14 protein-coding genes are annotated in these 15,155 nt (G+C 60.5%); 9 read left to right on the top strand and 5 right to left on the bottom strand.

The window, feature by feature from the left end:
- The first annotated feature begins 197 nt into the window (after positions 1–197).
- The 3 genes from hemH to ACTJK5_RS01020 are packed head-to-tail and all read left to right on the top strand — an operon-like array spanning position 198 to position 2,806.
- A complete protein-coding gene (gene hemH / locus ACTJK5_RS01030) occupies positions 198–1,247 on the top strand; it encodes a ferrochelatase (RefSeq protein WP_440611664.1) in 1,050 nt (349 codons plus the stop codon).
- Between the two features lie 43 nt (positions 1,248–1,290).
- Positions 1,291–2,346: an SPFH domain-containing protein gene (locus tag ACTJK5_RS01025; protein WP_440611663.1), complete on the top strand. Its 1,056-nt coding sequence runs from the start codon at positions 1,291–1,293 to the stop codon at positions 2,344–2,346.
- Between the two features lies 1 nt (position 2,347).
- A complete protein-coding gene (locus tag ACTJK5_RS01020) occupies positions 2,348–2,806 on the top strand; it encodes an NfeD family protein (protein WP_116491975.1) in 459 nt (152 codons plus the stop codon).
- Positions 2,807–2,919: 113 nt separating this feature from the next.
- Here the strand turns inward: ACTJK5_RS01020 and ACTJK5_RS01015 are convergent, their stop codons facing one another.
- Positions 2,920–3,531, bottom strand: a complete 612-nt coding sequence (locus ACTJK5_RS01015; RefSeq protein ID WP_440611662.1) for a TetR family transcriptional regulator C-terminal domain-containing protein — start codon at positions 3,529–3,531, stop codon at positions 2,920–2,922.
- A 62-nt stretch (positions 3,532–3,593) separates the two neighbouring features.
- On the opposite strand from ACTJK5_RS01015, the gene ACTJK5_RS01010 reads away from it, so the two are divergent.
- Positions 3,594–4,562 (top strand): DMT family transporter, encoded by a 969-nt coding sequence (locus ACTJK5_RS01010; RefSeq protein ID WP_440611661.1) that lies wholly within the window; start codon positions 3,594–3,596, stop codon positions 4,560–4,562.
- A 1-nt stretch (position 4,563) separates the two neighbouring features.
- Here the strand turns inward: ACTJK5_RS01010 and ACTJK5_RS01005 are convergent, their stop codons facing one another.
- Positions 4,564–5,559, bottom strand: coding sequence for a KpsF/GutQ family sugar-phosphate isomerase (locus ACTJK5_RS01005; RefSeq protein ID WP_440611660.1), 996 nt, complete (start codon positions 5,557–5,559; stop codon positions 4,564–4,566).
- A 152-nt stretch (positions 5,560–5,711) separates the two neighbouring features.
- Between ACTJK5_RS01005 and ACTJK5_RS01000 the strand changes: the two genes are divergently transcribed.
- Complete coding sequence (locus ACTJK5_RS01000) at positions 5,712–7,280, top strand: surface lipoprotein assembly modifier (protein WP_440611659.1); 1,569 nt, start codon at positions 5,712–5,714, stop codon at positions 7,278–7,280.
- A 427-nt stretch (positions 7,281–7,707) separates the two neighbouring features.
- On the opposite strand, the gene galU is transcribed toward ACTJK5_RS01000, so the two are convergent.
- Complete coding sequence (gene galU / locus ACTJK5_RS00995) at positions 7,708–8,598, bottom strand: UTP--glucose-1-phosphate uridylyltransferase GalU (protein ID WP_062427889.1); 891 nt, start codon at positions 8,596–8,598, stop codon at positions 7,708–7,710.
- A 200-nt stretch (positions 8,599–8,798) separates the two neighbouring features.
- Between galU and ACTJK5_RS00990 the strand changes: the two genes are divergently transcribed.
- The 3 genes from ACTJK5_RS00990 to ACTJK5_RS00980 all read left to right on the top strand — a co-directional run bounded on the left by ACTJK5_RS00990 (position 8,799) and on the right by ACTJK5_RS00980 (position 11,696).
- Positions 8,799–10,022: a lytic murein transglycosylase gene (locus tag ACTJK5_RS00990; protein ID WP_062427985.1), complete on the top strand. Its 1,224-nt coding sequence runs from the start codon at positions 8,799–8,801 to the stop codon at positions 10,020–10,022.
- 90 nt (positions 10,023–10,112) lie between these two features.
- Positions 10,113–11,351, top strand: coding sequence for a DUF459 domain-containing protein (locus tag ACTJK5_RS00985; RefSeq protein WP_440611658.1), 1,239 nt, complete (start codon positions 10,113–10,115; stop codon positions 11,349–11,351).
- Between the two features lie 153 nt (positions 11,352–11,504).
- Positions 11,505–11,696, top strand: a complete 192-nt coding sequence (locus tag ACTJK5_RS00980) for a hypothetical protein (RefSeq protein ID WP_440611657.1) — start codon at positions 11,505–11,507, stop codon at positions 11,694–11,696.
- Between the two features lie 79 nt (positions 11,697–11,775).
- Here ACTJK5_RS00980 and ACTJK5_RS00975 read toward each other — a convergent pair whose 3' ends face one another.
- On the bottom strand, positions 11,776–12,447 hold the full coding sequence (locus ACTJK5_RS00975; RefSeq protein ID WP_440611656.1) for a DJ-1/PfpI family protein: 672 nt from the start codon (positions 12,445–12,447) through the stop codon (positions 11,776–11,778).
- A gap of 80 nt (positions 12,448–12,527) precedes the next feature.
- Here ACTJK5_RS00975 and ACTJK5_RS00970 point away from each other — a divergent pair, with 80 nt between their 5' ends.
- On the top strand, positions 12,528–13,490 hold the full coding sequence (locus tag ACTJK5_RS00970) for a GlxA family transcriptional regulator (RefSeq protein ID WP_440611655.1): 963 nt from the start codon (positions 12,528–12,530) through the stop codon (positions 13,488–13,490).
- A gap of 59 nt (positions 13,491–13,549) precedes the next feature.
- Here ACTJK5_RS00970 and ACTJK5_RS00965 read toward each other — a convergent pair whose 3' ends face one another.
- Positions 13,550–15,007, bottom strand: a complete 1,458-nt coding sequence (locus ACTJK5_RS00965) for a glutamate synthase subunit beta (protein ID WP_062427885.1) — start codon at positions 15,005–15,007, stop codon at positions 13,550–13,552.
- Between the last annotated feature and the right edge of the window lie 148 nt (positions 15,008–15,155).

The following is a 15,155-nucleotide window of genomic DNA, read 5'->3' as shown; positions in this document are numbered from 1 at the left end:
TGCCCGGAAGGGACAATGCCAAGGTCGCGGCCCTCGCAACGGGGCGTCAACCGCTCAATCATTCCGCATCGCGCTGATATGCCACGCGCGCTTTGTCAAAAATCAATTCAGATCAGGGGATTGATGGTCTAAAGATTGATCCAAGAGATCAAAGCGGACGTAGTCTTCCGCGATTCATGAGAGTTCAGGACAAGTTAATGGCCGCAGATATCACCGCTTTCCCCGCAAGCCACCTGCCCAAGGACCATCCGAAGGTTTCCTTCGGCAAGGTCGGCGTTCTTCTCGTCAATCTCGGCACACCGGATGGCACGGATTACAAATCCATGCGCCGCTACCTCGCGGAGTTCCTGAGCGACAAGCGCGTGATCGAGTGGTCGCGCGTCTTCTGGTACCCGATCCTCTACGGCATCGTGCTGAACAAGCGCCCGCAAAAAGTCGGCAAGGCCTATGAGGAAATCTGGAACCACGAGAAGAACGAAAGCTACCTGCGCACCTATACCCGCAACCAGTCCGAGCTGATGGCGAAGGCGCTGACCGACCTGCCGAATGTGGTGGTCGATTGGGGCATGCGTTATGGCCAGCCCTCGATCGCGTCCAAGATCGATGCGCTGAAGGCCGAGGGCTGCGAGAAGATCCTGCTCTTCCCGCTCTACCCGCAATATGCCGCCGCGACCACGGCCACCGTCAACGACAAGGCCTTCGAGCATCTGATGAAGATGCGCTGGCAGCCCGCACTTCGTACCGTGCCGCCCTATCACGATGACGAAACCTACATCGATGCTCTGGCCAGCTCGGTGAAGGCCCATCTGGCCACACTGGATTGGGAGCCGGAAAAGCTGATTGCGTCCTTCCACGGCATTCCGCAATCCTATTTCAGGAAGGGCGATCCCTATCACTGCCAGTGCATGAAGACCGGTCGCCTGCTGCGCGAAAAGCTGGGGCTGGACAAGGACCGCTTCCTCATCACCTTCCAATCCCGCTTTGGACCGGAAGAGTGGTTGCAGCCCTATACCGACAAGACGGTGGAGAAGCTCGCAAGCGAAGGCGTCAAGCGCATTGCCGTCATGAACCCCGGCTTCGTTTCCGATTGTCTTGAGACTTTGGAAGAAATTGCCGGCGAAGCGGGCGAGAGCTTCCTCCACCATGGCGGCGAGAAGTTCACCCATGTTCCTTGCCTCAACGACAGTGCGGATGGTATGCGGGTTCTCGAAAAAGTTGTGCGCAAGGAGTTGCAGGGCTGGGTCTGATCCCGCCCTCTCTTTCGCCCGGTGATTGAACAGGAGAGCAGGAATGGACTCGAGCGGTTTCGATATTTTTGTCATTGCGGCGGTTGTTCTTGTCATCCTGACGCTGGTTGCCGGTATCAAGACCGTGCCGCAGGGATACCGCTATACAGTGGAGCGCTTTGGCCGCTACACCCGCACGCTGGAACCCGGCCTCAACATCATCACCCCCTTCATCGAGCGGATCGGCGCACGGATGAATGTGATGGAACAGGTGCTGGATATTCCGACCCAGGAAGTCATCACCAAGGACAATGCCAGCGTGTCGTCCGATGCGGTGGCCTTCTATCAGGTGCTGAACGCCGCCCAGGCCGCTTACCAGATCGCCAATCTGGAATTCGCCATCCAGAACCTGACCATGACCAACATTCGTTCCGTCATGGGCTCCATGGATCTCGACGAGCTTCTGTCCAACCGCGATGCGATCAATGACCGCCTGCTGCGTGTCGTCGATGAAGCCGTGGGTCCTTGGGGCATCAAGGTGACCCGCATCGAAATCAAGGATATCGCGCCGCCGAAGGATCTTGTGACGTCCATGGCGCGCCAGATGAAAGCCGAGCGTGAGAAGCGCGCTCAGGTCCTGGAGGCCGAAGGTTCGCGTAATGCGCAGATCCTGCGCGCCGAAGGTGCCAAGCAATCGGCCATTCTGGAAGCAGAAGGCCAGCGCGAAGCCGCCTTCCGCGATGCCGAGGCGCGTGAACGTCTGGCAGAAGCCGAAGCCAATGCGACCCGCATGGTCTCGGAAGCGATTGCCGCCGGCGATATCCACGCCATCAACTACTTCATCGCCCAGAAATACACCGAGGCGCTGGCCGATATCGGCAAGGCGACCAATTCCAAGATCGTGCTGATGCCGATGGAAGCCTCCTCGCTGATCGGCTCGCTCGGCGGCATCGGCGCCATTGCCCGTGAGGTCTTCGGCAGGGACAATGACGGCACGACACCGCCGCCTGCTCCACGCGCCACGACAGGCCGTTCCTCCGTTCCGCCATCCAACCGCCCCAGCGGCCAGACGATCAACGTGACCGTTCCCAACCCTTTCGCCGGCCCGACGGACAAGTGACATGATCCAGAAACTCGTCGCCGATCTCGGTCCCTGGAGCTGGTGGCTGCTGGCGGCCATCCTGCTGGTGGCGGAGCTGGCGGCCCCCGGCGTTTTCCTGATCTGGATCGGCGCGGCTGCACTGGTGGTCGGCGCGCTGTCTCTGGCGCTGTGGGACATGGGCTTCTGGGGCTGGCAGATCCAGCTCCTGCTCTTTGCAGCACTTTCCGTCGTCTTCGCCATTGCCGGTCGCCGCTACTACGACCGCAAGCACGCGACAACCGACGAACCCTTCCTCAACCAGCGCGAGGCAAGCCTCATCGGCCGCACGGCAACCCTTCAGGAGCCGATCACCGAAGGCCGCGGCCGCATTCGTCTGGATGACACTTGGTGGCCCGTGCAAGGCACCGACCAGCCCGCCGGCACACGCGTGCGCATCGCCTCGGCCCATGGCCGCACCCTGACGGTGGAGAAGGCTTAAGCGCTGACGCCGTTCAATGGGTTAAGCTACCAGCGCGTTTCGGTGTTGTAAGGAAACGCTCTCGGGCGATGACGTAAGGCGAGTGCCGACCGATTTGTCGCCTTCGGCTGGCTCTATGCGCTGCGGACCTGCTCATCGCGGTCACGACGCAATTTGGCGATCGCCAATTTTCGAAACCGCGCAAAGGCTTCCAGATCGTCGTTGAGCTTGACGCGGATGATCGCACCTTCATAAGCGTCGATCAGCTCCACGGCAGCCATTTGCGGCTCGACACCCGCCCTCAACTCTCCAGCCTTCTCCGCCTCCTGAAGAAGACCCGCGATGCTGTTTTCCCAGGAACGGTAAGCCTCAGCGAGCTTCGCCCGCAGCATGGTGCTTCGGCCTGAAATGGTCTGTCCCAAGACGCCAAGCAGACAACCGCCTGCTGGGTGCTCTTCCTGGATCGTACCTTCCAGCACCGCAAGATAGGCATCGAGACGTTCCAGCGAACTCAGCCTCTCATCGGCAAAGATGTCTTTGCGCCGCGCGTCCCAAATCTCGGCGTAATGCTCGATGATTGCGCCGACGAAATCGTCCTTGCTCTTGAAGAAGTGGTAGAACGATCCCTTTGGGACATCCGCACTGGCAAGGATAGGCCCTATACCCACCCCCTCATAGCCATGCGCCATAAGGCCTTTCAGCCCTTCGCAAATAAGCTTGTGTCGTGTCGCATTCTCTCGAGCCATAACTAGACGACCGGTCTACTATCTGATTCATATTGAGGCATTAAGGGGTTTGTGGGTGGCCGATGTCAAATGAAACCATCATACCCAGCACCCCTCGCGAAGGTCCTGCCGCGCCGCAATGTCTGCAGGTGCACGAAGAAGACGCCGCGCCGTCAGCGGTGACCATCACCCGCGAGAAAACCGCACTCGGCATCATCCTGGTTTGCGGCTCCTACATGATGTACTCACTGCACTATGCCACGATGGCGTGGATGGGAGACCTGTTCGGCGTATGGCAGCTCATCTTCATCCGCAGCTTCGTGATGGTGGTTGCCACCCTCCTGATAAAGCCTGCCGCGTGCCGGGAGGTCATCAAGAGCCCCTATAAGTGGGCGACGGCGCTGAGGGCGCTGTTTCAAATCGCCTGCACCTTCTGTTTCTTCGCCGCGGCCAAGCTTATGCCGCTTGGACAGGTTACGACGCTTTACGCCACAGCCCCGCTGATCATCGTCGTCCTCTCCATACCGATCCTCGGCGAAAAGGTCGGAAGGGCAAGCTGGGCAGCGGTTGTCATGGGGATGATCGGCACGGTGATCGCCGCCAACCCGGCCGGGTCCCTCAACCTCGCGCCAACGCTCCTTGCCTTTGCTTCCGGCCTGTTCTGGGCTCTTACGGTTGTCTATACCCGCAAGGCGGCGACCAGGGAGAGCACGCAGGCGCAGTTGCTGACGACGGGGCTCGTCTTCTGTCTGGTCAGCGGCCTGCTGATGGACTGGACCATGCCCGCCAGTTGGTTCGAAATCGGCATGTGCGTGATACTGGGGATAGAGATCGTGCTCGCGCAGATGCTGTTCCTGGAAGGCTATCGTCTTGCGCCGGCGTCTCTGCTGGCGCCGTTGGAATATCAGAGCCTCATCTGGGTCAGCATCCTCGGCTTTCTGATATTTGGAGACGTGCCCACCCCCCAAACCGTGATGGGGGCGACGCTGATTGTCGCAGCGGGTCTCGTGCTCACCCTTTACGGCAACAGACGCAAGCCTGCGATAGCATAGATCAGGCCACGCCGATCCGAAGCAGATCGTGGAAGTGAACGAGGCCGATCGGCCGGTTCTCGGCATCGATGACGATCAGCGAGCCGATATGGTGCTTCTCGAGCGTGGCGAGTGCCGCCGTCGCCAGAACCTCTTTCGTCACGGTCTTCGGCGTGCGTGTCATGATGTCGTCCACCGTCAGTTCCGCCAGATTGCGCGTCAGATTGCGCGCCATGTCGCCCTCGGTGACGATGCCGCAAAGGCGGCCATCTTCATCCAGCACTGCCACGCAGCCGAAATGCTTCTGCGCCAGAACCCGGATCGCCTCGGCCATCGGAGTGCCCTGCGCCACCAGCGGCACGCGCTCGCCGGTGTGCATGATGTCGCCGACAAGCGTCAGGCTGGCACCGAGCTTTCCGCCGGGATGAAACACGCGAAAATCGCCTGCAGTGAACTTACGTGCTTCCAGAAGCGCGATCGCCAGCGCATCACCAAGGGCAAGCTGCATCAAGGTGGAGGTGGTCGGCGCCAGCCGGTGCGGGCAGGCTTCTTCCTCATCCGGCATCAGAAGCACGATATCGGAGGCTTTCGCCAACGATCCGCCCTTGGCGCAGGTCAGCGCAATCAGCGGAATGGCAAAGCGGCGGGTGTAATTGATGATGCTGCGAAGCTCGGCACTCTCGCCGCCCTTGGAGATCGCCAGCACCACATCATTGCCACCGATCATGCCAAGATCGCCATGATTGGCTTCTGCTGCATGCACGAAGAAGGCGGGCGTGCCGGTGGAGGCAAAGGTCGCCGCAAGCTTGGCACCGATATGGCCGCTTTTGCCAACGCCAGTGATGATCAGCCGCCCGGTGATGTTGCCGATCACATCGACGGCTTTGGCAAAGGCGTCGCCAAGCTCTTCGGAAAGCGCAGTCTCCAGCGCCGCCAGCCCGTTCCGCTCGATCGAAACGGTTCTCAGCGCAGACTCGATGGCGTTGTTTTCGGTCAGGGCAGCAGATCTCGTGGTCATGGCGGGACTGTTACTATTTTCGCCTTTGCCTGTCCATTGGCGAAATCCGCTCCTACCCCTGATGATCAGCCGAAAGAAGGCGCATAATCAACCAGATATTAACCATGCGATTTTACCTTTGAGTAACCAAGATACCGAACCGGGTGAAACGCATGACCTCTCACAGCACCGCGCTACGTCAAAAGACGTTGCGCAGAGCAGCCGCCGCTCTGCCGGCCTGCCTGTCGCTGTGCGCGTCTCTCTCCCTCGCGTTGCCCCTGCCCGCGCAAGCGCAGACGCTCGGGCAGAATAGAGGCCAGAACACGGGCCAGAATGCCGGACAGAATACGGATCGGAACACGCCGGTGCAGCCTGCCGGGCTGCAAAGCGCCGACCCTTATGCCAACGATCCAGCCTCCGGTCAGAACCCGACGCCTGCCGCGACCGTCGTTCCGACGCCGAGACCAACCACCGGCACCACGACCACAAACGGTACGCGCACGAGCGTCGATCCTGGCAGCGCCGTGGCGGAGCCTGTCGATGAGGCGATTGAGCCGGTCGATCGGCGGGAAAACACCTATGAGACGACGCTCGATGGCGGTGAAAAGGTTGCGATCGATGATGGCACCGCGCCCGGCATCCGCATCGGCACACTGACGCTGCGCCCGTCCATCAGCCAGACGATCAACCACGAGAACAAGACATTCGCCACAGGATCGACCAACCGCAATTATCTGGCGACCGGCATTCGCGGCACCTTGACGAGCGACTGGTCTCGCCACGCGCTCACCGTCACCGGCGAAGGGATCTATGAGCGCAATCTCGGCGGCAGCAGCGCGGGCGAAAGTCCGAGCGCCAATGTGCAGGCCGAACTGAGGCTCGATCTGGCCGACCAGACGACAGCCAGGCTGAAAGCCGGCTACACCTTCAGCCGCGAGGACACCACCGATCCGAACGCCATTACCGGTGCGGCGGTGCAGGGTGGCGAGCACCTCTTCACCACTGGCGCGTCGGTCGAGCACAATGTCGCCCTCGTCAAGACGCTCGCCGCACTCGATCTGTCGCGCACCGTCTATACCGACGCCAAGGGCCTTAACGGCCAGCCGATCAGCCTCTCCGATCGCGATCGCGCAGGCGTGGCCATCCGCGGACGTGTCGGCTACGAAGTGTCGCCCGCCCTCATTCCCTTCCTGGAAGCGACAGGGGCGCTCAGCTCCTACGACCAGAAGACAGACAGAACCGGCTATCAGCGCTCCTCCGTCTCCTATGGCGCGAAGGTCGGAACGCAGATCGATCTTGGCGAGAAGTGGCGCGGCGAAGTCGCCGTCGGTCTTCTGAGGCGCGACTATGACGATAGCCGCCTGGCTTCCGTCAACGCGCTGACCACCGATGGCACCCTCACCTGGTCGCCGATGCGCGGAACGGACGTCAACTTCGGCCTGAAGACAGACATAGAAGACTTTGCCGGCGGCCCGGAGGGCGGCTGGGTGACGCGTCAGTTGACCGTCGGCCTGATCCAGCAATTGCGCTATGACCTCGTGGCACGGCTGACGACCGGACTGGAACACCGCAACTTCCAGACCTCCAGCATCAGGGACGAGACGAAATATACGCTTGGCGCCGGCCTGACCTGGAACATCAACCGCTACCTCGATTTCACCACCGACGTCAGCTACGACACCACGCCCGTGACCAACAACCACAATTGGCGCATCGGTGCTGGCCTGACGCTCAAGCGATAGGATGTTGGTGCTGTCAGGGTGATCCTTCAGCTTGACCCACTGCTGTCCGGTTTAATGAGCCATAGCTATCGTTTGCACCCTCATTCCCGCGCTTGTCACAGAAATCCAGCAGACGCGCGTCTGCGCGGCGAGAAAGGTCTTTTCAGACCAAAGACTTGGTCTGACTGGATTTCTGCGACAAGCATAGGAATGAGGAGCTTTATCAGCGACATAAATCGCACTTCGCAAACGAACCCGGCCAGCAGTGGGTCAAGCTTTCATAGCCTTATGGAAGGTCCGCGAGCCCGACCATTACACCTGACAAGTGTGGGCCTATGCCACAAAAACAAATCCCGGCACGAGGCCGGGATTGACGTTTTTTAGAACCGATGCCTCCCCCGCCACCTGAGACCAAGTCCGACATGGCAGGGCAAGAGCGATCTCGTCATCAGCCCATCTTGGCGATGATGTCCTTCAGCGGGCCTTCGATCAGCGGACGGATGTCCTCGCGCTGCAGGGCGAAAGCCAGGTTTGCCAGAATGAAGCCATCCTTGGCGCCTGTGTCGTAGGTCTCGCCGCGGAACGGATAGGCGGTGAAATCCTGCTGCTTCAAGAGCTTCAGCATGCTGTCGGTCAGCTGGATCTCATTGCCGGCACCGCGCTCCTGCGTTTCCAGAAGCGTGAAGATTTCCGGCTGAAGGATGTAGCGGCCGTTGATGAAGTAGTTCGATGGCTGCGTGCCCTTGGCAGGCTTTTCCACCATGTCGGTGATGCGGAAACCGTTGCCGATCTCTTCGCCAGGCGCGACGATGCCGTAACGATGGGCGAGTTCCGGTGCGCATTCTTCGACCGCCAGAACGTTGCCGCCGCTCTGATCATAGAGCTCGACCATGCCCTTGAGGCAGGACTTGTTGTCGCCGGTCATGATCATGTCGGGCAGAAGAACGGCAAAAGGCTCGTCGCCGACGATGTCACGGGCGCACCAGACCGCATGGCCAAGACCGAGCGGAACCTGCTGGCGGGTGAAGCTGGCCGTACCGGCCTTGGGCAGAATGTTCGTCAGCAGCGTCAGTTCGGCGTTCTTGTTACGCTCGCGCAGCATCTGCTCCAGTTCGAACTGGATATCGAAATAGTCTTCGATCACGCCCTTGCCGCGTCCGGTCACGAATACGAAATGCTCGATACCAGCCTCAGCCGCTTCGTCCACCACATATTGGATGACCGGCTTGTCAACGACGGTGAGCATTTCCTTCGGAACAGCTTTGGTTGCCGGCAGGAAACGGGTGCCAAGGCCAGCCACCGGAAAGACCGCTTTCCGAATTTTCTTTTTTTCTACCACACATCCCTCCTCAGAGATTTCAACGGCATTTAAGTAACGCACACGAACTTGTTATGACAAAAGTGGCAAGTTTTTGCAAAGCGTGACCTTACCTATCGTTAATGGTAAAGAATTTGTTGACTTTAATTTGGTACCCCATCGTGAAGCCCGATGCGTATCTCGCAATCGAACTGACATTCGAGAGAAACGAAAGACTGACGATGAAAAAGATGATCCTTTCCGGCGTCCGTAAATTTGGCTGCGTGGCACTCGCAGGCCTGACCATTGCTTTGACGCCCGTCACTGCAAGTGCAGATGCGGGTTTCAAACAATGGATCAACCAGTTCTATGCCACAGCCGCCAAGGAAGGCATTTCGCGCGCGACCTATCAGAAAGCCTTTGCAGGCGTGACTGAACCTGATCCGGACGCGCTGCGCAAGGCAACCTTCCAGCCAGAATTCACTACTCAGATATGGGATTATCTCGATAGCCGCGTGAACCCCTATACGGTGCGCATCGGCCGCGAGATGAAGATGAAGCACGCCACGACGCTCAACTGGATCGAGCGCAATTTCGGCGTCGACAAGCACGTCATCCTCGCCATCTGGTCGATGGAATCCAATTACGGCGCGGTGCTGGAAAAGCCCGAACGCCTGCACAATATTCCCCAGGCACTGGCAACGCTCGCCTATTCCGATCCCAAGCGGGCCAAGTTTGCCCGCACTCAGTTGATTGCCGCACTGAAGATCCTGCAGTCCGGTGATGTGACGCCAAAGCAGCTGACCGGCTCCTGGGCGGGCGCCATGGGCCACACCCAGTTCATCCCGACGAGCTACCTGCTCTATGCGGTCGATGCCGACGGTAACGGCAAGCGCGACATCTGGCATTCCGTGCCGGATGCGCTGGCAACCGCTGCAAATCTTCTGGCCAAGAACGGCTGGGAGCCCGGCCGCACCTGGGGTTACGAGACGGCGGTGCCTGCGGGTGGTGCGCGCTATGCGGACCAGACGAAGAGCCTGGCCGAATGGCAGAAGCTCGGCTTCTTCCGCCCCAATGGCAAGGGTTTCCCGCGCGGTTCGGACCGCGCGACGCTGAAGCTCGAAGGTGGTTCGAACGGTCCGGGCTTCCTGATGACCAAGAACTTTTTCACCATCAAGCGCTACAACGCGTCGGACAGCTACGCGCTGGCCGTCGGCCTTCTGGCCGACGAGATTGCCGGTTTCGGCGGGATGCAGCAGAAGTGGCCGCGCCCGAATGGCACGCTCGACATCAAGGAGAAGTTCGAGCTCCAGACGCGCATGAAGGAACTCGGCTATTATGATGGCGAAATCGACGGCAATTTCGGCTCCGGCTCGAAAGCGGCGATCAGCGCCATCCAGAAGCGCATGGGCCTGCAAAATGACGGCGAGCCATCGCAGACCTTGCTGAGAGCGCTTCGTAACTGATCGGGCAACCGATCGCCTAGCGGATAAAAGTCCTGACGAGCCTCGTACATTAGAATATAATCAATGGGACCGTCTCGGGAACATCACGCCATGACCACAAGAGAAGCAGGACCCTTTGCAAAGATCATGAAGCGCGGCAGAGTCGCGCTTCTTGTCGTGACATTCAGCCTGCCCTCCTGGACGGCACCTGCCATTGCGCAGGAGTATCGCGAGCGCCGCACGCTGATGGAAATGCTCTTCGGCGGCCCCAACCAGTATAATGATCGTCTCTATGCGCCCGAACGCCGCGAGCAGCGCCGGCAGGCAGCGCCGCAGCGGCAAAATTCCAGCCGCTCCGTCACCAGGCCTCCCGCACCCCGCAGCACACCCTCGGTGGTGCAGATGCGCACCGCCAAGCCCGCACCCGTTGAGAAGCTGGAGAATGCCCGACGTGTTCTCGTCGTCGGCGATTTCCTCGCCGGCGCCATGGGCGAGGCACTGGTCTCCACCTTCGAGACCTCGGCAAGCATTGCCATCGATGTCCGCGCCAATGGCTCATCCGGCCTCGTGCGCTCCGATTACTACGACTGGTTCGCCAATCTTCCGCAATTCATCAAGGACACCAAGCCCGCCACCATCATCATCATGATGGGTTCCAACGACCGTCAGGCCATGGACATTGGCGGCACCAAGGAGAAATACGGTAGCGAGATCTGGTTCAAGGAATATGAGCGGCGCATCGATGCGCTGATCACGCTTGCCAAGCGCCAGCAGGTGCCGGTGCTCTGGGTTGGCCTGCCCGCCTTCCAGTCGCCATCGCTGACGGCCGACTTCGTCGGCTTCAACCGGCTTTACCGCAGCCATATCGAAAAGCTCGGCGGCGAGTTCGTCGATGTCTGGGATGGCTTCGTCGATGAGGGCGGCAAATACGTGACCACCGGCTATGATGTGAACGGCCAGCAGGCCCGTCTGCGTGAAGCGGATGGCATCGGCATGACGCAGGCCGGCAAGCAGAAGCTTGCCTTCTATGTGGAAAAATTCGTCCGCCGCCATCTGGATGGTGCCGAGCCCGGCCTCGGCACGCTGGACGGCAGCAACCTGCCCTCCCTCACCTCGCTGCCCGCTCTCGGCATCGATGCGCAGCAGGTGCGCACCCAACCGATCAGCCTGACCGACCCTGACCTCGACGGTGGCGACGCGCTGCTGGGTGGCAAGCAGGCGCCTGCGAAATTCTCCGTCGTCGAAACACCACGCGAAAGACTGACGAAGCGCGGGCTGATGGAAGATGCGCCGCTTGGCCGCGTGGATGATTATCGCATGCCGCCAAAGGATGAAACCGCCGCGAAATGAACGTTTTGCGAGAAAACCGGTAGTCGGCTACCCGAACGACGATCTTTGTCTTCACGAAATATTAAAATCGGAACGATCAATGCTGGCCTCGTGTTAACGCCCGGCAAGGCATGAGGCCTTGCTTAAAAAGATGGATATGAGGAGTATACCGTCATGGCCAATCAAGGTGGCACGCACGAACAGCACGTCAAAGCCGGCAAGCAGTCGCACAAGAACAGCGACGACAAGTCAACCCGCAGCGCATCTTCCAAGTCCTCAGCGGACAGCAAGAGCAGCGGCAAGCAGGGCGGCTCGCCGGAGCAGCACATGAAGGCCGGCCAGCAGAGCCACAAGAACAAGCATTGATGTCCACACATGTGGAAAACGGCCCTCGCGCAGATGCACGGGGGCCGTTTTTTTGTGGGCATGCGCTGGTAAGCCGCCGCTATCGAGCGATCTGGGCGACCAGCCGTTCCCGTTCCTGACGCGAACGCGCGATCCGACCTTTCGCCTTTTCCAGGACATCGGGCGACGCTTCTTGCGGGGTGCCCGAGTGGAAGGGCGGCGCCGGCGCATATTCCAGCGACAGTTGCACGATCTCGGCTTCCTCCCGGCCCATCAACTCGGCCAGAAGCGAAAGACCGAAATCGATACCGGAGGTCACACCGCCAGCGGTGATCAGATTGCCGTCCTTCACCACGCGCTCATGAACGGGCGTCGCGCCGAAATGCGGCAGGAAATCCATCGCGTTCCAGTGCGTCGCCGCCCGTTTGCCCTTCAGCAGTCCGGCAGCGCCAAGCACCAGCGAACCGGTGCAGACCGAGGTGATGAAGCGCGCGCCCTTTGCCTGGCTGCGGATGAACTCCAGCACCTCTTCATCGCCTAGCAGCGCATTGACGCCGCCGCCGCCCGGAATGCAGAGCACATCGAATTGCGGGCTATCGTCGAAATCGACATCCGGCGTGAAGCTGATCCCGGTCACGGAGCGAACCGGGCTCTTGTCCTTCCAGACCAGATGCACCGCGCTGTCTTGCGCCGACGCAAAGACCTCGTAAGGCCCGGTCAGATCGAGCTGTTGGATATTCGGAAAGACGAGGAAACCGAAGCGATAGGTCATGTGAACTCTCCTGTTGACGAGAGCATGATAGGCGCGCATCGTTTGGCGAGATTGCCATTCATCCCACGCTTCAGGCCAAAATGACCCGCCGCATCGAAATTCTAGCTTTCCCGGACGTCCAGCTTCTGGATGTCGCCGGCCCCCTGCAGGTCTTCGCCTCGACCAATGATTTCTATCTGCACGCTGGAAAGCCAGCGCCCTATCAGCCGGTCGCAGTCGGCGCTGACAATCCGATCGTCACTTCCTCCGCATTGCCGATCGGCACTTCTCCCCTTTCCGTAAGCGACCAGCCGATAGACACGCTGATCGTTCCCGGTGGCTGGGGCGTCTACCGTGCCTGCGAGGATCAGGCTTTGATCAGCTGGATCGCGGAGCGCTCCAAGCTGGCGCGACGGACGGCTTCGGTCTGCAGCGGTGCCTTTCTGCTGGCCAGCACCGGCCTGTTGGACGGCAGACGCGCAGTCACGCACTGGCAGCGCTGTGGCGAGTTCCGGAAACGCTTCCCCAAGGTCCGGCTCGATCCCGACCCGATCTTCATTCAGGACGGCAGCATCTGGACCTCCGCCGGCGTGACGGCCGGCATCGATCTGGCACTGGCGCTGGTGGAAAACGATCTCGGACGCGATGTTGCGCTCGCCGTCGCACGCCAGCTCGTCGTCTTCCTCAAGCGCCCCGGCGGGCAGTCACAATTCAGCGCGGCCCTTACGCTTCAGGATGAAGGTGGTCGCTTCGACGGCTTGCATGCCTGGATGATGGAAAACATCACGCAGGACTTGTCACTTGGTGATCTTGCCGACAAGGCAGGGATGAGCCTGCGCAGTTTCTCCCGCCACTACCGCGAGCAAACCGGCGTGACACCGGTAAAAGCGCTGGAGAAAATGCGTCTAGAAACGGCGAGGCGCCTCTTGGAACAGGCGCAACCGGTCTCGCGCGCTGCCCGCCGCGCCGGCTTCGGCAGCGAGGAAACGCTACGCCGCCTGTTCCAGCGCCGCTTCGGCGTCAGCCCGCAGGCCTATCGCGAACGGTTCATGGCGGCGGAGTAAAACACAAACGCCCGGAACGATGTCCCGGGCGTTTGACAATCTGACAGGTAAGCCGCTGATCAGCGCGGCAGAACCGAGCTTCCCATCAGGGCTTCGTCGATGGCGCGCGCCGCCTGGCGACCTTCGCGGATGGCCCAGACGACCAGCGACTGGCCACGGCGCACGTCGCCGGCTGCCCAGAGCTTGTCGATCGAGGTCTTGTAGTCACGATCGTTGGCAACGACGTTGGTGGAGCCACGACGGTCGGTGTTGAGCGTCAGCTTGCCGTCCAGTTCCTTCAAAATGCTATCGGTGAAGGGGCCGGAGAAGCCGATGGCGATGAAGGCGAGATCCGCCTTGATGATGAACTCCGTGCCGGCGATCGGCTTGCGGCGCTCATCCACCTGGCAGCACTTCACGCCCGTCAGAACACCATCCTCGTCACCGACAAATTCAAGCGTCGCCACCTGGAACTCACGCGCGGCACCTTCGGCCTGCGAGGACGAGGTGCGCATCTTGGTTGCCCAGTAGGGCCAGACGGCTAGCTTGTCTTCCTTCTCCGGCGGCATCGGGCGGATGTCGAGCTGGGTCACCTTGACGGCACCCTGGCGGAAGGCGGTTCCGACGCAGTCAGACGCGGTATCGCCACCGCCGACGACGACGACATGCTTGCCGCCAGCGAGGATCGGATCGGCAGGCCAGCCGACGCTGTCGATGTTTTCGCGGCCGACGCGACGGTTCTGCTGCACCAGATAGGGCATGGCATCGTGAACGCCATGGAACTCCGTGCCGCCGATACCTGCCGGACGCGGGGTTTCCGAGCCGCCGCAATAGAGCACGGCATCATGCTCGGCCATCAACTGTTCTGCGCTCATGTCGACGCCGACATTGACGCCGTAATGGAAGGTGACGCCTTCGCCCTTGATCTGCTCTACGCGACGATCGATGAAGTTCTTCTCCATCTTGAAGTCGGGAATGCCATAGCGCAGCAGGCCACCGGCCTTGGTTTCGCGCTCATAGACATGCACCTCGTGACCGGCACGGCCAAGCTGCTGGGCAGCGGCAAGACCGGACGGGCCGGAACCGATGATCGCAACCTTCTTGCCGGTGTGGACAGTGGCGGGCTTGGGCACGATGAAGCCCAGCTCATAGGCCTTGTCGGCAATCGCCTGTTCCACCGTCTTGATCGCAACCGGCGCATCTTCGAGGTTCAGCGTGCAGGCTTCCTCGCAAGGAGCCGGACAGACACGGCCGGTAAATTCCGGGAAGTTGTTGGTGGAATGGAGGTTGCGGATCGCCTCTTCCCAATTGTTGTTATAGATCAAATCGTTCCAGTCGGGGATCTGGTTGTGCACCGGGCAGCCGGTCGGGCCATGGCAATAGGGAATGCCACAGTCCATGCAGCGCGCGGCCTGCTTCTGCACCTCGGCATCCGACATGGGAATGGTGAATTCCCGGAAATGGCGAATACGATCCGACGCCGGCTGATACTTGCCAACCTGACGATCGATCTCCAGAAAACCTGTAACCTTGCCCATGTTACTTTCCTCACATCAAAGCAGGGTCCCGCTCGGACCCCAGTACCAGTAAGCGATGCCCATGATCGCCCCCAGCACGATAAACTCAAATCTGATTTCGCCGCTGGCTACCCATATCGCCGCTGGTGGGGCGAGTGCGATGAGCTGC

Origin of the sequence: Agrobacterium sp. 22094, assembly GCF_052046015.1 — a bacterium.
Taxonomy (GTDB): domain Bacteria; phylum Pseudomonadota; class Alphaproteobacteria; order Rhizobiales; family Rhizobiaceae; genus Agrobacterium; species Agrobacterium cavarae.
Note: the sequence above shows the minus strand (reverse complement) of the source record. Positions and strands in the feature narration are given on the sequence as shown.